This is a genomic window from Affinibrenneria salicis, from assembly GCF_008710095.1.
This window is the reverse complement of record NZ_VYKJ01000001.1, coordinates 979,423-996,249: the sequence shown is the minus strand read 5'-3', so window position 1 is coordinate 996,249 and position 16,827 is coordinate 979,423. Positions and strand designations below refer to the sequence as shown.

The 16,827-nt window shown below is 60.2% G+C and carries 10 protein-coding genes; 3 read left to right on the top strand and 7 right to left on the bottom strand.

Features of this window, described 5'->3' with window-relative positions; all coding sequences use genetic code 11:
- Positions 1 to 59: 59 nt before the first annotated feature.
- The 3 genes from mazG to rlmD form a co-directional block, all read right to left on the bottom strand.
- Positions 60 to 860, bottom strand: a complete 801-nt coding sequence (gene mazG / locus FJU30_RS04390; protein ID WP_150433467.1) for a nucleoside triphosphate pyrophosphohydrolase — start codon at positions 858 to 860, stop codon at positions 60 to 62.
- Between the two features lie 89 nt (positions 861 to 949).
- Positions 950 to 3,178 (bottom strand): GTP diphosphokinase, encoded by a 2,229-nt coding sequence (gene relA / locus FJU30_RS04385; RefSeq protein WP_150433468.1) that lies wholly within the window; start codon positions 3,176 to 3,178, stop codon positions 950 to 952.
- A gap of 9 nt (positions 3,179 to 3,187) precedes the next feature.
- A complete protein-coding gene (rlmD, locus tag FJU30_RS04380; protein ID WP_150433469.1) occupies positions 3,188 to 4,522 on the bottom strand; it encodes a 23S rRNA (uracil(1939)-C(5))-methyltransferase RlmD in 1,335 nt (444 codons plus the stop codon).
- A 60-nt stretch (positions 4,523 to 4,582) separates the two neighbouring features.
- Here rlmD and barA point away from each other — a divergent pair, with 60 nt between their 5' ends.
- From barA to FJU30_RS04365, 3 genes are all read left to right on the top strand, one after another.
- A complete protein-coding gene (gene barA / locus FJU30_RS04375; RefSeq protein ID WP_150433470.1) occupies positions 4,583 to 7,318 on the top strand; it encodes a two-component sensor histidine kinase BarA in 2,736 nt (911 codons plus the stop codon).
- Positions 7,319 to 7,995: 677 nt separating this feature from the next.
- On the top strand, positions 7,996 to 9,537 hold the full coding sequence (locus FJU30_RS04370) for a methyl-accepting chemotaxis protein (RefSeq protein WP_150433471.1): 1,542 nt from the start codon (positions 7,996 to 7,998) through the stop codon (positions 9,535 to 9,537).
- Positions 9,538 to 9,673: 136 nt separating this feature from the next.
- Positions 9,674 to 10,033 (top strand): FlxA-like family protein, encoded by a 360-nt coding sequence (locus tag FJU30_RS04365; protein WP_150433472.1) that lies wholly within the window; start codon positions 9,674 to 9,676, stop codon positions 10,031 to 10,033.
- A gap of 97 nt (positions 10,034 to 10,130) precedes the next feature.
- Here FJU30_RS04365 and FJU30_RS04360 read toward each other — a convergent pair whose 3' ends face one another.
- From FJU30_RS04360 to glnE, 4 genes are all read right to left on the bottom strand, one after another.
- The gene (locus tag FJU30_RS04360) at positions 10,131 to 10,346 is read right to left on the bottom strand and encodes a DUF3820 family protein (protein WP_150433473.1); all 216 of its coding nucleotides are present in this window, start codon (positions 10,344 to 10,346) and stop codon (positions 10,131 to 10,133) included.
- Positions 10,347 to 10,349: 3 nt separating this feature from the next.
- The gene (gene ligA, locus FJU30_RS04355) at positions 10,350 to 12,362 is read right to left on the bottom strand and encodes an NAD-dependent DNA ligase LigA (RefSeq protein WP_150433474.1); all 2,013 of its coding nucleotides are present in this window, start codon (positions 12,360 to 12,362) and stop codon (positions 10,350 to 10,352) included.
- Positions 12,363 to 12,373: 11 nt separating this feature from the next.
- Positions 12,374 to 13,813 carry a bifunctional D-glycero-beta-D-manno-heptose-7-phosphate kinase/D-glycero-beta-D-manno-heptose 1-phosphate adenylyltransferase HldE gene (hldE, locus tag FJU30_RS04350; RefSeq protein ID WP_150433475.1) on the bottom strand — a complete coding sequence of 480 codons (1,440 nt, stop codon included), beginning with the start codon at positions 13,811 to 13,813 and terminating at the stop codon, positions 12,374 to 12,376.
- 117 nt (positions 13,814 to 13,930) lie between these two features.
- Complete coding sequence (gene glnE / locus FJU30_RS04345; protein WP_150433476.1) at positions 13,931 to 16,789, bottom strand: bifunctional [glutamate--ammonia ligase]-adenylyl-L-tyrosine phosphorylase/[glutamate--ammonia-ligase] adenylyltransferase; 2,859 nt, start codon at positions 16,787 to 16,789, stop codon at positions 13,931 to 13,933.
- Positions 16,790 to 16,827 lie beyond the last annotated feature (38 nt).

Below are 16,827 nucleotides of genomic sequence, written 5' to 3'. Positions count from 1 at the left end.
CCGCCGAATGGCGGCGGATTGAGGGATGAGATTCGGGGGGATCGGGCAATGCGTGGCGGCTACCCTTGTTTTTCCTGATTTTTCACCTGCTGCCACGCCGCTTCCATCTCATCCAGCGAGGCCTGATCCATGGTTTTAGCGGACTGGCCGATAATCTGTTCTACCTGGCGAAAGCGGCGACAGAATTTGCGATTGGCCTCCTGCAACGCCCGTTCGGCCTTATGGCCCAGATGGCGTGAAAGGTTGACGGTCGCAAACAGTAAATCGCCAATCTCTTCGCCCAGCTTTTCTTCATCAATCACCGCCTGCCGGGCTTCATACATCACCTCGTCGATCTCTTCGTACACCTTATCGACGACCGGCCCCAGGCTGTCCCAGTCAAAGCCCACGGCGGCGCAACGTTGCTGAATCTTTTGCGCCTTCATCAGCGCCGGCAGGACATCGGGAATATCATCCACGGCGGAATGGCGATCTTTGGCGGAACGTTCCCGCGCCTTCGTGTGCTCCCAGCCGGCCCGTGCGGCCTTGCCGTCCGCCGGCGTCGCCGCGCCGGCGAAAATATGCGGATGGCGCCGCTCCAGCTTGTCGCTGATGGCGTTGCACACGTCGGAGAAATCAAACAGCCCTTGTTCCTGCGCCATTTGGGCGTAAAACACCACCTGAAACAGCAGGTCGCCCAGTTCGCCGCGCAGATCGTCAAAGTCCTGACGGCTGATGGCGTCCAGCACTTCGTAAGTTTCTTCCAGCGTATAGGGCGTCAGCGTGTCGAAGGTCTGTTTACCATCCCACGGACAGCCGTTTTGCGGGTCGCGCAGGGTTTTCATAATCTCGATTAAACGTTCAATAGCGGATACGGTCATGCGGTTACCTGGAGAAAGAGAAAGGCGGGAAAGTCCCGCCTGAACAGGGCGACTGGCCCGACAAAAAAGCCGAATGTTGCCCCGCGCGCTTACGCCCGCTGCAGGCGGCTGGCGTCGATCACATCGGGCAGTTGGTTCAGCTTCGCCAGCACCCTGCCCAACACCTGGAGATTGTAGATCTCAATTTCCATATCGATGGTGGCCAGTTGCTGCTTTGTATCGCTGCGGCTGGAAACGCCCAGCACATTGACCTTTTCGTTCGCCAAAATAGTAGTGATATCGCGCAGCAGCCCGCTGCGATCGTTGGCTACGACGCGCACCACCAGCGAATATCCGCTGGAGTAGCTTTCGCCCCACACCGCCTCGACAATGCGCTCCGGCGCAGTGCTGCGCAGTTCGTCCAGCTGTTCGCAGTCGGCGCGATGAATCGAAATACCGCGCCCGCGCGTGATGAAGCCGACGATATCATCGCCGGGGATCGGCTGACAGCAGCGCGCGATATGGTGCATCAGGTTGCCGACGCCCTCCACCACCACGCGCCCGTTATCAGTGCTGCGCGCCGTGGGCGGCGCTTTTTGCGTCAGCTGGCGCAGCGCCTCGCGGTCCTGCTCCTCGGCGCTCGGCTGCTTAAGCTGCGACTGCAGGAAGTTGACCATCTGGTTCAGCCGGATGTCCCCGCCGCCTAAGGCCGCCAGCAACTCGTCCAAAGAATTGACGTTATAACGCGGCAGCAGCATTTTTTCCGCCGCTTTCAGGCTGATACCCAGATGCTCCAGCTCGTCGTCGAGGATCTGCCGCCCGGCGACGATATTTTTCTCCCGATCCTGCTTGCGGAACCAGTTATGGATCTTCGACCGACCGCGGCTGGTGGTGACATAACCCAGATTCGGGTTAAGCCAGTCGCGGCTGGGGTTGGGCTGCTTCTGGGTAATGACCTCGATCTGATCGCCCATTTGCAGTTGATAGGTAAAGGGCACGATGCGTCCGCCAATCTTAGCGCCGATGCAGCGGTGGCCGATATCGCTGTGGATATGGTAGGCGAAGTCTAGCGGCGTGGAACCGGCCGGCAAATCGACCACATCGCCCTTCGGCGTAAACACGTACACCCGATCGTCGAACACCTGGCTGCGAACTTCGTCCAACACCTCGTCCGAATCCGCCATCTCTTCCTGCCAGGCGATCAGCTTGCGCAGCCAGGCGATACGCCCTTCGTAGCCCGAACGCCCGCCGGCCACCGCCCCTTCTTTATATTTCCAGTGCGCCGCCACGCCCAGTTCCGCGTCCTCGTGCATCTGACGGGTGCGAATCTGAATCTCCAGCGTTTTACCGCCCGGCCCCAGCACCACGGTATGGATAGATTGGTAGCCGTTGGGTTTGGGATTGGCCACGTAGTCGTCGAACTCGTCCGGCAGATGGCGATAGTGGGTATGCACGATACCGAGCGCGCCATAACAGTCCTGCAGCCGCTCAACCACAATACGCACGGCGCGTACGTCGAACAGTTCGTCGAACGACAGCGATTTTTTCTGCATCTTGCGCCAGATGCTGTAGATATGTTTCGGCCGCCCGTAGACATCGGCCTGCACGCCTTCTTCCTTCATCGCCTTGCGCAGATCGATGACGAAGTTATCAATATACTGTTCGCGATCGATACGTCGCTCGTGCAGCAGCCTGGCGATGCGCTTGTACTCTTCCGGGTGCAGATAGCGGAAGCAGAAATCCTCCAGCTCCCATTTGAGCTGGCCGATTCCCAGCCGGTTGGCCAGCGGCGCATAGATATTGGTACATTCTTTCGCCGCCAGCACGCGCTCCTCTTCCGGCGCGTCCTTCACTTCGCGCAGATGGGCGATGCGCTCGGCCAGTTTGATCACCACGCAGCGGAAATCTTCCACCATCGCCAGCAGCATGCGGCGAATATTATCGACCTGCTCCGAGGCCATTGAGTCGTGCTGGGTCGCCTTCAGCTGGCGGATGGCGTCCATATCGAGCACGCCGTGCACCAGATTAACGATGTTTTTGCCGTAGTGCTCTTTCAGCGTTTCCTCATCCACCACGTTGGCGTTGGCCAGCGGAAACAGCAGCGCGGCGCGCAGACTATCGTTATCCATGCTGAGCGTGGAGAGAATTTCGACCATTTCGATGCCCCGCCACAGCAGCAGCGAGGCCTCGGGATGATCTTTCGTTTGCTGTTCGCAGTAACGCCAGGTTTCGGCTAATCGCTCACATGACTGCTGACTGGCGATCCCTAATGACGCGATCCACGCGTCAGGCTCAAACTCTCCAGCCGTATTCAAATGTGCACTTCTTACCGCAACCATAATTTCTCCCTACTTTGCTGCATTACCAGAGCCCTGCAAAAACAGCGCCATTGACTCAAGATGCCCGGTATGCGGAAACATATCCAGCATCGTCACCTGCGCCAGCCGGTAGCCGGCGGCCAGCAACGCCTTGCTGTCTCGCGCCAGCGTGGCCGGGTTGCAGGAAACATAAACCACGCGCCGCGGCGCCAGCCTGACGATATGCGACATCACGCCAGCGGCGCCCGCCCGCGCGGGGTCAAGCAATATCTTATCAAATCCTTGCGTCGCCCACGGCTGCCTCGTCACGTCTTCGTCCAGATTTTGATGAAAAAATGTGACATTCCCGAGCCCGTTGCGCCGGGCGTTTTCGCGCCCTTTCTCTACCAGCGCCGTCACCCCTTCAATGCCCACCACGCTGGCCGCGCGTCGGGCCAGCGGCAGGGTGAAATTACCCATGCCGCAGAACAGATCCAGCACCCGCTCCTGCGGCTGGAGATCCAGCCACGCCAGCGCCTGGGCCACCATCTGCTGATTAATCGCGTCGTTGACCTGGATAAAATCGCGCGGGCTGAAAGCCAGCGTCAGGCCGTCGACCTGATAGTGCGGCTCTCCGCCGTGCAGGCAGGTCAGCTCATCGGACGCCCCCGCCAGCCACAGCATCAGCTCATAGCGCTGCGCCAGCTGGCTTAACGCCTCGCGGTCGGCCGCGCTGAGCGCGTCAAGATGGCGCAGTACCAGCAGAGGGCCGTTATCCGCCAGCACCAGTTCCACGTGGCCGAGCCGCTTTACGCCCTGCAAACGCTGCAGACACTGATGCAGCGGCGCCAATAGCGCGGCCAGTTCCGGCCGTAATATCGGACATTCCCGCACCGGCACGATATCGTGCGAACCGGCCTGACGATAGCCCATCAGCAGCCGCTGCTGTTTGGCCTGATAGTATAACGCAAGTCTGGCCCGCCGCCGGTAGCCCCAGGCGGGGCCGGCGATAACGCCCGCCGCCGGCACATCGGATCCGATCTCCTGCGCCAGCTGGCGCGTCAGCGCCGCCGACTTACTGCTATGCTGCAGAGACGGACTGGCGTGCTGCTGCTGGCAGCCGCCGCACACGCCAAAGTGCGGGCAGCGGGGTTCGACGCGCTGCTCGCTGCGCGTCAGCAGCCGCACCAGCTTCGCCCGGCCGTACTGGCGTTTATCTTCCGTCAGCCGGACGCTGGCCTGTTCGCCCGGCAGCACGCCCGTGATAAAAAGCGTCTTTCCCTCATGGCGCGCCACGCCCTGACCGAAGGGGTCCAGATCGTTCGCGGTTACGGTAATGGTTTGCCGGGTCGTCATACGCCGGTTTGGAGAGTAGAATTGCGCCATTTATTACTCAATAACGTTTAAGCTGAGCCTCAGCGTTTAATTCTCCCACATTGGACTCCCATGACCAAATATAGTCTGCGCGCGCGTATGATGATACTGATCCTGGCCCCGACGCTGATGATCGGTTTGCTGCTCAGTACCTTCTTCGTCATCCATCGCTATAACCAGTTGCAGTTCGAACTGGCCGACGCCGGCGCCAGCATCATCGAACCGCTGGCTATCTCCAGCGCCTGGGCCATGATGCAGCACCAGCAGGACTCGGTCAGGAAGCTGGTTAACGTTCTGCACCGGCGCCACTCCAGCATTGTCCGGGCGATCAGTATTTATGACGCGCAAAACCGTCTGTTCGTCACCACCAATCCGCGCAACACCAATAATCTCATGCATCTGTCCGACGATGCGCCGGTGCCGAACGCGCTGACGCAGAGCCGCAGCGGCAACGCGCTGATTCTGCATATGCCGATCAGCAGCGACGGCGAGGTGGGCCCGGATAGCGCGCTGGCCTCCAGCAATAGCCCGATAGGCTATATCGCCATCGAACTGGCTCTGGATTCGGTAAAACTGCAGCAATACCGCGAGATCTTTACCGCCGGTCTGTTGATGCTGCTCTGTCTGGTGATCGCCATGCTGTTCGCCTGGCGCCTGATGCACGATGTCACCACGCCCATTCGCCACATGGTCAATACCGTCGATCGCATCCGGCGCGGCCAGCTCGACAGCCGGGTCGAAGGGTTTATGCTGGGCGAGCTGGATATGCTGAAAAACGGCATTAACTCAATGGCCATGTCGCTGACCGCCTACCATGAGGAGATGCAGCAGAATATCGATCAGGCGACCTACGATCTGCGCGAAACGCTGGAGCAGATGGAGATTCAAAACGTTGAGCTGGACCTGGCGAAAAAGCGTGCGCAGGAAGCGGCGCGCATTAAATCCGAGTTCCTGGCCAACATGTCGCATGAGCTGCGCACCCCGCTCAACGGCGTGATCGGTTTTACCCGCCAGACGCTGAAAACGGCGCTGACGCCGACCCAGGCCGACTACCTGCACACCATCGAACGCTCGGCCAATAATTTACTCACCATCATCAATGACGTCCTGGACTTCTCCAAACTGGAGGCCGGCAAGCTGGTGCTGGAAAATGTGCCCTTTTCCCTGCACGTGACGATCGACGAAGTGGTGCTGCTGCTGGCCCATACCGCGCATGAAAAGGGGCTGGAGCTGACGCTGAATATCCAGCCGGATATTCCCGAACAGTACATAGGCGACCCGATGCGTCTGCAGCAGATAATTACTAACCTGCTGGGCAACGCCATCAAGTTCACCGAAAAGGGCAACATCGATATCCGGCTGGAAAAGCGCCGGCAGGATCACCATCAGGTCGAGCTGGCGCTACAAATTCAGGATAGCGGCATCGGCATCACCGGGCAGCAGCAGTCGCAGCTGTTTCAGGCCTTCCGTCAGGCCGACGCCAGCATCTCGCGTCGCCATGGCGGCACCGGTCTGGGGCTGGTGATCACCCAACGGCTGGTGCGCGAAATGGGCGGCGACATTCGCTTTGACAGCCAGCCGGGCAAAGGCACCACTTTCTGGTTCAACCTGAGGCTGACGCTCAACCCGAACGCGCTGTCGACGCGCGGCGCTAACGACGCGCTGCGCGGCCGTCGTCTGGCCTATGTGGAGGAGAACCCGGCCGCCGCCCAGGCCACGCTGGATATCCTGCACGATACGCCGCTGGCGGTAAGCTACAGCCCGGCTCTCGATCAGTTGCCCGACCAGCCGTTCGATGTCCTGCTGTTCGGCGTACCGGTCGCCTGGCGCAATACGCTGATCGGCTATATGCCGGCGCTGCGCGAGGCGTGCAAACGCGCGCCGTGCGTGATCCTCGCCATTCCCAGCCTGGCGCAGCTGGATGCGGAACAGTTGAAAAGCTTCGGCATTCACAGCTGTCTGGTTAAACCCATCTCCGCCTGCCGCCTGCTGCCGCTGTTGCAGTCCGGCGCGTTCTTTCCGCACGCCGGACTGCCGTCGCCTCATCCCTCACCCCTGACGGCGGCGCCCGCCGGCCGCCTGCCGCTCACCGTTATGGCGGTGGACGATAATCCGGCCAACCTGAAGCTGATCGGCACCCTGCTGGACGAACTGGTGGACAAGGTGATCCTGTGCGACAACGGCGCGCAGGCGGTGGCGCTGGCGCGCCGCGGCCCGCTGGATATCATCTTAATGGATATTCAGATGCCGGAGATGGACGGCATCCGCGCCGCCGAACTGATCCACCAGTTGCCGCTGCACGCGCTGACGCCAATCGTCGCGGTCACCGCGCACAGTCTGAACGGCGAGTGCGACAGCCTGCAGCAGGCCGGTATGGCGGATTATCTGGCTAAACCGATCGATGAGCAGATGCTGAGAAATCTGCTGGCTCGCCACCTCGCCAGAAAATCCGCCGTCCCGCCGATCGCGCCCTCGCTGGACTGGGAACTGGCGCTGAGCCAGGCGGCGAATAAGAGCGATCTGGCGCGCGATTTACTGCGCATGCTGCTCGACTTCCTGCCGCAGGTGCGTGAGCGGGTCGGGGCGATTCTAAACGGTCAACCGGACGACGGCATCGTCGATCTGATTCATAAGCTGCACGGCAGCAGCAGCTATAGCGGCGTACCGCGTCTGAAACAACTGTGCAACCAACTGGAGCAACAACTGCGCCAGGGCGTCAGCCTGAACGAACTGGAACCCGAATGGCTGGAGCTACTGGACGAAATAGACAACGTAACCGCAGCCGCGCGTCCCTGGCTGTCGACATAGCGGGATAAAATACATTCCTGCGTCTGATAGACACGCCGGGCGGCAAACCGCAGGGCGTCAGCTGCGCTCAATTATTCGGCCCGTTCCCGTGCCTCTGCGGAGCCGCCGCCCGCGGCGTTAAAATCCGTTCCGGACGGATTTGTCGCTCTCTTTGCCGCGTCCTGCGCCCCGAATTATTTGGCGCACGGATTTGCCGGATATTGATAGTCCGGAGTATCACGGATATAAGATTATTTCACCTATAGCGTGCTAACAATAATCATTAATTCCCCGAAACATTAGCGCGTAAGAAAAATATCATATTGGCTCCCCCTCTTTAGCGGCAGCGCAAAGCCAATAGTCCATTAACGAATTCGTTTATTCTTTTTAATCCTCACCCTCCTTTTTTCGCAAAAATACACGCATCCGAACTTCAGATATAAATTTTTTTAACTACGGACCGATAATGAATGATTGCCTTATCAAAGGAGAGATTAAATCCCCTGAGGTTGCTGACAAACTCGCCGGTAAACTTCGGAGCGCCGGGTCTGCCGCCATGAGGGGCTACGCCGCCGCGTTCCCTGCTGCGCGCTCTCTAATAACGCGCCCTGTCAACGACCCGAAGTGATATTAAATCTCCCAATAATCTGTTTGGCTTTACTTATAAATATTTCTGAAAAAATAACGCTGGGGTTTAAATGAGAATTAACACACCGATCACACAACAAGAATATTCGCTTAATGTTGACACCACGTTAATGTCTACCACTGATGTTAACAGCTATATAACTTATGCTAACTCGGCTTTTATCGACGCCAGCGGTTTTGACGAGTCGGAACTTATCGGACAGCCGCATAATATTGTGCGGCACCCTGATATGCCGGTTGAGGCCTTTGCCGATATGTGGTTTACGCTCCAGCAGGGCGACTCATGGACCGGTTTGGTTAAAAACCGGCGCAAAAACGGCGATTACTATTGGGTACGGGCGAATGTCACGCCGGTTTATCACCATGAACAGCTCAGCGGCTATATTTCCGTGCGCAACACGCCCTCCGCGCAAGAGATAAAAGCGGCCGAACCGCTCTATAGCGCCCTGCAGAAAGGCAAAGCCGGCAAACGAAAGTTATATAAAGGGCTGGTGGTGCGCAGCGGCCTGCTGTCTCCGCTGTCGCTGTGGCAAAAGCTATCCGTTCGCTGGCGGTTGCGCAGCGCGCTGATCGCCGGCGCAATTGTTCCCCTCAGCTGCGCCGGCGCCGGGATGTCGCCGGCCTGGCTGTGCGCCTTGACTCTCGCGCTGTTTGCGCTGCTGGATGCCTATCTTCAACGGCAAATCAGCCGGCCGCTGCAGCAAATCCTGCATCAGGCCCAGGACGTGGTCTCCGGCAAAAAAATCGGTCATCTTGCCGTCAATCGGGTGGACGAAATCGGTTTGCTGGCGCGCATCGTCAACCAGTTCAGTCTGAACCTCCGCTCGCTGGTCAATGACGTCAGCACCCAGGTAAAAGGCATGCGCGACGTCAGCCAGCAGCTAAGCGAGAGTAATATCAATCTGAATGGGCGTACCGAAGAGACCGCCGGCAGCCTGCAGCAAACCGCCGCCGCCATCGAACAAATTACCGGCGCGGTCGAGCAAAGCAGCGAAACCGCAGTGCAGGCCACCGGACTGGCCGAACGCGCCAGCATAGCCGCAGTAAAAGGCGGCGAGGTGATGCAGGAAACCAGCGGCGTGATGAACGCCATCTCCGGCGCCAGCAGCAAAATCGTCGATATTATCGGCGTCATTGATAGTATCGCGTTTCAGACCAATATCCTGGCGCTCAACGCCGCGGTTGAAGCGGCGCGCGCCGGCGTGGAAGGCCGCGGCTTCGCCGTGGTGGCGGCCGAAGTGCGCAATCTGGCCCAGCACTCCGCCGCCGCCGCCGGCGAGATCAAAACGCTGATCGATGCAAATGTCGAAAGCGTTAAAACCGGCGAGCAGATGGTGGAAAACGCGACGAAGCACATTCAGCACATCGTTAAGGAGGTGCTGGACGTCTCGGCGCTGATTAAGGAGATCAGCCATGCCGCGCATGAACAGACCGCCGCGCTCACCTTAATCAATACCTCGATTGCTCACATTGAGGAGATGACGCAGCAGAACGCCGAGCTGGTCACGCTGTCGTCCAGCGTCGCCGCCGACCTGCAAAATCAGGCCATCCGGCTGGATAAAGCGGTACATGTCTACGGTAAAGCGGACTGACGGATAGCGAGCGACGCGCGCAAACGGCCAAACGCCGCGTCGGAATGACAGAAAAACGTAAAATCACTGATTTTTTCGCCGTCGCTGCCGATAGCCTATCAGGCACAATACCGTGCAGCGTACAGGGAGACTTTTTATGTCCAGTACTGTTACCTCCGTCTCTGCCGTCAGTTCTGGCGGCAGCAGCAGCAGCAATGCTCAATCCATTGCTAAACTGACCCGTCAGATCGAAAAACTGACGGAACAGGCGTCAAAGCTGGCGGACTCAGCTACCAGCGCCACCAGCGATGAACAGCGCCAGGCCATTGAACAGCAACAGGAAATGATCCAGGCGCAGATCGAAGCGCTGCAGGCGCAGATAGCCCGCCTGCAAAACGAGCAGGTGCAAAAGTCGCAGGCGCAACAGGACCAGCAGATCGGCAGCACCGCTCTGGAGAGTGTGAAGGAGGGAGTCAATCGCCCGACGGATCAGAATCAGATCGATGTGTATGTTTAACCGCTATCGGCGCTAGATTTCCGGCTGCCGGCAGACTGCATGCCGCCGCCGGAAAGATAACGCAATAAAACCGGGCATGGAAACATGCCCTTCTCGGTTAAGCGCGCTTAAGCGGTTTGACCAGGCCTTCCAGCCCTTCGATCCTGATGGCCAGCGCCATCTCCATCAGTTGACCCAGCCGCCCGCGCGGAAACTCGTTTTTACGGGCAAACCATAGCAGGTACTCTTCCGGCAGATCGATCAACACCCGTCCCTGATATTTGCCGAACGGCATTTTAGTATTGGCGATATCCAGCAGATCCTGCTTTTCCATCGGCTACTCTCCCAGCAGACGGAGCATTTCCGCCTCATCGATGATCTCGATTTCCAGCGTCTGCGCTTTGGTCAGCTTCGAACCCGCCGCTTCGCCGGCGATCACTAAATCGGTCTTCTTCGATACGCTGCCGCTGACCCTGGCGCCGGCCGCCGTCAGGCGGTCTTTGGCTTCATCGCGCGACAGCTGGCTGAGCGAGCCGGTTAGCACCACGGTCTTGCCGGCAAACGGGCTATCAATCTCTTCCGGCCGCACCCGCTGTACGGCGGGCCAGTGGATATTGATCTCTTCGCTGATTAGCTCGTTGATAACCTGCTGATTGTGCTCTTCATCCAGAAAATGGCGCACATGCATGGCCACTATGCCGCCCACGTCCGGCACCTCCTGCAGCTCCTCGATGCCGGCCGCCGACAGCGCCTCCAGCGAACCGAACCACGCGGCCAGATTGGCCGCCGTGGCCTCGCCCACCTCGCGGATGCCCAGCGCGTACAGAAAACGCGCCAGCGTCGTGGACTTCGCCTTAGCCAGCGCATTGACCAGATTGACGGCCGATTTCGGCCCCATGCGTTCCAGACCGGTCAGCGTGCCGATCGTCAGCCGAAACAGATCGGCCGGCGTTTTGACGTACTCTTTCTCCACCAGTTGGTCGATGATTTTATCGCCCATGCCTTCCACATCCAGCGCCCGGCGGGAAACAAAATGCTTGAGCGCTTCCTTACGCTGCGCGCCGCAGAACAAGCCGCCGGTACAGCGCGTGACGGCTTCGCCCTCGATTCGTTCAACATCCGAACCGCAGACCGGACAGCGTTCGGGAAACACGATCTCGCGCGTATCGTCGGGCCGTTCGCTTTCGATAACGGACACCACCTGCGGGATCACGTCGCCGGCGCGGCGTACGCTGACCCGATCGCCGATACGCAACCCGAGCCTGGCGATTTCATCGGCATTGTGCAGCGTCGCGTTGCTGACCATCACGCCGGCCACCGCTACCGGCTCCAGCCGAGCCACCGGCGTGATTGCGCCGGTGCGCCCGACCTGAAATTCGACATCGCGCACCCAGGTCAGTTGCTCCTGCGCCGGGAATTTAAACGCCACCGCCCAGCGCGGCGCGCGGGCGACAAAACCCAGCCGCTCCTGCAGGGCCAGATCGTCGACTTTAATCACCACGCCATCGATGTCGTAACCGAGATCGCCGCGCTGCTGTTCAACCTGATGATAAAACGCCAGCACCTGCTCGCCGCCCTGACATACGCGAATGCGATCGCTGACCGGCAGCCCCCACTGTTTAAACTGTATCAGACGCCGCCAGTGGCTGTCCGGCAGTTCGCCGCCTTCCAGCAGGCCCACGCCATAGCAGAAGAAGGTTAGCGGCCGCTTCGCGGTAATGCGCGGATCCAACTGGCGCAACGATCCGGCGGCGGCGTTGCGCGGGTTGGCGAAAACTTTACCGCCGCTGCGCCGCGCCTCTTCATTCAACTGTTCGAAGCCGCGATGTTTCATAAACACTTCGCCGCGCACTTCGAGCCGGCGCGGAATGTTGTCGCCGCGCAGCCGAAGAGGAATGGCGCGAATGGTGCGCACGTTGCTGGTGATGTTTTCCCCGGTGCTGCCATCGCCGCGGGTGGCCGCCTGCACCAGTTCGCCATCTTCATACAGCAGGCTGACCGCCAGACCATCGAGCTTCAGTTCGCAGCAAAACGCCAGTTCATCGCTGCTTTTCAGCCGATCGCGTACGCGTTTATCAAAGGCCAGGTAGCTTTCATCATCAAACACGTTATCCAGCGACAGCATCGGCACTTCATGCCGCACCTGCCCGAAGACGTCAAGCGGCGCCGCTCCCACGCGCTGCGTCGGGGAATCCGGCACGATCAGCTCCGGGTGCGCGGCCTCCAGCGCCTTCAGTTCGCGCATCAGCCGATCGTATTCGGCATCCGGTATCTCCGGCGCGTCTTCAACGTGATATTTATATTCATGATGGCGTAACACGTTACGCAAACGTTCAATATCCTGGTTCATTGTCCCGCTATTTACTCCGGCTTACTGGCACTGGCCTGAATGCTTTTGATGATGTTGGTGGTCGAGCAGCCGTCTTCAAAGTTCAGCACCCGCACCTCGCCACCGTTCGCCCACACCTCTGCGCTACCGGCGATTTCGTGCGGCTGGTAGTCCCCGCCTTTGACCAGCACATCGGGCAGGACATCGGCGATTAACCGCTGCGGCGTATCCTCTTCGAACGGCACCACCCAGTCGACCGCTTCCAGCGCGCCCAGCACGATCATACGCTGCATCAGCGGATTGACCGGGCGCGTCGGCCCTTTCAGACGGCTGGTCGAGGCATCGCTGTTCACCGCTACGATCAGGCGATCGCCGAGCTTGCGCGCATTGGCCAGATAGGAAACATGGCCGGCGTGTAAAATATCGAAGCAGCCGTTAGTCATCACGATTTTTTCGCCGCGCTGACGCGCCTGCGCCACCGCCTGTTTCAGTTGCTCTTCGCTCATCACGCCAAAACCGGTTTCCGCCCGGCCGCGAATCGCGTTTTCCAGCTCGACCGGCGAAACGGTCGACGTCCCCAGTTTACCAACCACGACGCCCGCCGCCGCGTTAGCCAGAAAACAGGCGTCCTCCAGCGGATTGCCGGCCGCCAGCGCCGCCGCCAGCACGCCGATCACGGTATCGCCGGCGCCGGTGACGTCATACACTTCCTGCGCCTGGGTGGGCAGATGCAGCGGCTCTTTGCCGGGCTGCAGCAACGTCATGCCCTGTTCGGAACGGGTGATCAGCAGAGCGGACAGTTCGTGCTCGTCGATCAAGCGATGGCCGCGCGCCACTAAATCGTCTTCGTCCTTACAGCGGCCGACCACCGCCTCAAACTCGGACAGGTTCGGCGTCAGCAGCGTGGCGCCGCGATAACGGGAAAAATCAGTGCCTTTCGGGTCGATCAGAACCGGCACGCCGGCCGCGCGCGCCAGCGGAATAATGCGTTCCACTTCGCTAAGGGCGCCCTTGGCGTAATCGGACAGCACCAGCGCGCCGGCGCTGGACAGCGACTGCTGGATGCGATCCAACAGCGGCTGCTGATCGATACCGTCGAATCCCTCTTCGAAGTCCAGCCGGATCAACTGCTGATTGCGCGACAGCACGCGCAGTTTAGTGATGGTCGGATGGGTGGGGACGGAAACAAAGTCGCAACGTACATTCACGTCGCCCAGCCGCGCGCTCAGCGCCCTGGCCGCATCATCAATACCGGTCAGCCCCACCAGACGGGATTGCGCGCCCAGAGAGGCGATGTTCATCGCGACGTTCGCCGCGCCGCCGGGGCGTTCTTCAATGGTTTCCACTTTGACCACCGGGACAGGCGCCTCCGGCGAAATGCGGCTGGTTGGACCGTACCAGTAACGATCCAGCATTACGTCGCCCACAACCAGTACGCCGGCCTGGCGAAAATCAGGCAATGTCACTTTCATTATTTAGTCCCCTAACTTCACACGGGATCACCCCGCTGAACCAGAAAATAGTGCGCGCGATAATATCACAGGCGGCCCGGTTACCCCGCACCGGCTTAACAGAATGCGAAGCAATTCTCAGCCCAGCCATTTCTTCCAGCTTAGCCGAACCTGCTCGCGTTCGGCGCGAAAATGCTCGCGGCCCACCTTCGCCGACCGCTCCTGCAGCGCCAGATGGTGCAGCTCATCGCGCAGGGTGATATAGGCCAGTTTCAGCGCCTGCGCCTCCTGTTCTTCCATTACGCCATACTGCGCCATCAGTTCCAGGATGCGCACATTATCCGACCAGCGGGTCAGTTTCGCTTCCTGCGCCGCATAGCGCAGCACCAGATACTGGGCGATAAATTCGATATCGGTAATACCGCCCTCATCGGTTTTGAGATCGAACAGCGCCGGATCTTTGTTCGCCAGATGCTGGCGCATTTTGACGCGCATCTCGCTCACCTCGCGCCGCAGCGTCTCGCCGTCGCGTTCACGGCATAAAATATCGCGCCGGATCGCTTCAAACTGCCGCCGGATAGCGTCTTCGCCGTATACCATGCGCGCGCGCACCAGCGCCTGATGTTCCCAGGTCCAGGCCTCTTGTTGCTGATATTCGGCAAACGCCTCGACCGTACTGACCAGCATGCCGGCGGCGCCCGACGGCCGCAGACGCGCGTCCACTTCATACAAAATGCCGGATGAGGTGCGGGTGCTGAACAAGTGCATCACCCGCTGGGCGAGGCGCAGATAAAACTGACGGCCGTCAATGCTGCGTTCGCCGTCGGTCATCACATCGGGCGGACAGTCGAGCAAAAACACCAGATCGAGATCGGAGCTGTACCCCAGTTCCCAGCCGCCCAGCTTGCCGTAGCCAATGACGGCGAAACCATACCCGCCGTCCTGGCTCAAGTGCGCCGGCCGGCCGTAGCGGGTCACCATCAGTTGCCAGGCTTGCTGCACCACCGCGGCGATGATCGCCTCGGCCAGATAGGTCAGATGATCGCTGACCTTCATCACCGGCAACGCCTGGGCGATATCTCCGGCGGCGATGCGCAGCAATTGCGCCTGTTTAAACTGCCGCACCGCTTCCAGTTGCTGTTCCTCGTCGTCTTCCGGTACGCGCAGCAGATACTGACGCAACTCGTCGCGGTAGGCATCGGGCGCGGTGGGCTGGTACAGCGTGGTCGGATCCAACAGTTCATCCAGCAGCAACGGATAACGCGCCAGCTGGCTGGCCACCATCGGCGAGGCGGCGCACAGACGAATCAGTTGCGCCAGCGCCGGACGGGACTCCAGCAACAGCTCAAGATAGGTAGTGCGGGTCACAATGGCCAGCAGCAACGGCGTCAGGCGCGACAGCACTTCATCCGCCCGCGGCTGATTAAAGGTTTCCTCCAGCAGGGCCGGCATCAACTGATCGAGCACATCGCGCCCGCGCGGCCCGATGGTGCGCCGGCTTACGTCGCTGCGAAAGTCGTTCAGCGTGCGCAGCAACCGCTCGCGCACGTCTTCCGCCAGATTCGGCGTCAGCGCCGCTCGCTCGTTTTCTTCCGGCATATCCTGCCACAGGCTGACGTATTGACGGCGCTCCGGCGTTTCATCGCCTTCCGGCGCGTCGTCGCCAATCAGCGCATTGAATACATCGCGCACCGCTCCGCTATGCCGGGCCAGCGCCGCCTGCAGTTCGGCCCAGCTATCCAGCCCCATCCCCCAACACAGACGGGCCTGATTGAGTTCATCCGCCGGCAGGGTCTGCGTCTGTTCATCGGCAATCGCCTGCAGCAGATTCTCCAGCCGGCGCAGAAACAGGTAAGCCTCGCGCAGGGTATCCACCTGGACGATGGGCAACAGGCCCAGCGCGCCCACGGTAGCCAGCGCCGGCAGCAGCGATCGCGCCTGCAAGCCGGGTTCGCGCCCGCCGCGAATCAGTTGAAAAACCTGAGTAATAAATTCGATCTCGCGGATCCCGCCGGCGCCCAGCTTGATGTTGTCGCGCAGGTCGCGGCGGCGAACCTCGCGCGCGATCATGTTTTTCATATTGCGCAGGGACTGGATCACGCTGAAATCGATATAGCGCCGGAACACAAACGGCCGCAGGGTGCTGCGCAGCTCCTGGCTGTAGCGATCGTCGGCGCTGCCCATCAGACGCGCTTTGACCATCGCGTAACGTTCCCAGTCGCGCCCCTGCTCCTGGTAATAGTCCTCCAGCGCGGCGAAACTGAGCACCAGCGGCCCGCTGTCGCCAAACGGCCGCAAACGCATATCGACCCGATAGACGAAACCATCCACGGTTGGCTGATCCAGCACTTTGATCAGACGCTGCCCCATACGGGTAAAGAACTGGGCGTTGTCCAGCTCGCGCCGTCCGCCGCGCGTCTGGCCATTTTCCGGGTAGGCGAAAATCAGATCGATATCGGACGAAAAGTTAAGCTCGCCCCCGCCCAGTTTTCCCATCCCCAGGATCAGCAACGGCTGCGCTTCGCCCTGCGCGTTACAGGGCGTGCCCCATTCCCGGCAGCAAACCGGATACAGCCAGTCCCTGGCGGCGACAATCATCGTCTCGGCCAGTTCGCTCAGTTGGCGCAGCGTCTGCTCGGTACTGCTGACGCCCGCAACCTGACCCCAGGCGATGCGCACCAGCATGCGCCGCCGAAACTGGCGCAGCGCGCGCATCAGCGCGGCCTCGTCCTGTACCCCGGCCAGTTCCTGCCGCAGCCAGTCAGGATAATAGCGCCACTCTTCCGGTTCCGGCGGTTGCTGATGCAACGCCTGCCACCATGACGGATAACGGGTCAACGCATCGCCGGCAAAATCGCTCAGCGCCAGCACCGCCAGCGCCGGCTGGCTCACCGGGCCATCGATAACGCCGGCGTCGCGCAGGCGCTGTACGGCCTGTTCGGCGTGCTGCGACAGACGCGGCGACAGCGCCCGGTTGGATGGAAAATATGAGGACATGACTGAGTTCCTTAACCTGAGCGCCCGCCCGGAACGGC

Excerpts from the sequence above, each read along its gene's own strand:
- mazG (WP_150433467.1), bottom strand. The coding sequence starts at position 860 with ATGACCGTATCCGCTATTGAACGTTTAATCGAGATTATGAAAACCCTG.
- relA (WP_150433468.1), bottom strand. The coding sequence starts at position 3,178 with ATGGTTGCGGTAAGAAGTGCACATTTGAATACGGCTGGAGAGTTTGAG.
- rlmD (WP_150433469.1), bottom strand. The coding sequence starts at position 4,522 with ATGGCGCAATTCTACTCTCCAAACCGGCGTATGACGACCCGGCAAACC.
- barA (WP_150433470.1), top strand. The coding sequence starts at position 4,583 with ATGACCAAATATAGTCTGCGCGCGCGTATGATGATACTGATCCTGGCC.
- FJU30_RS04370 (WP_150433471.1), top strand. The coding sequence starts at position 7,996 with ATGAGAATTAACACACCGATCACACAACAAGAATATTCGCTTAATGTT.
- FJU30_RS04365 (WP_150433472.1), top strand. The coding sequence starts at position 9,674 with ATGTCCAGTACTGTTACCTCCGTCTCTGCCGTCAGTTCTGGCGGCAGC.
- FJU30_RS04360 (WP_150433473.1), bottom strand. The coding sequence starts at position 10,346 with ATGGAAAAGCAGGATCTGCTGGATATCGCCAATACTAAAATGCCGTTC.
- ligA (WP_150433474.1), bottom strand. The coding sequence starts at position 12,362 with ATGAACCAGGATATTGAACGTTTGCGTAACGTGTTACGCCATCATGAA.
- hldE (WP_150433475.1), bottom strand. The coding sequence starts at position 13,813 with ATGAAAGTGACATTGCCTGATTTTCGCCAGGCCGGCGTACTGGTTGTG.
- glnE (WP_150433476.1), bottom strand. The coding sequence starts at position 16,789 with ATGTCCTCATATTTTCCATCCAACCGGGCGCTGTCGCCGCGTCTGTCG.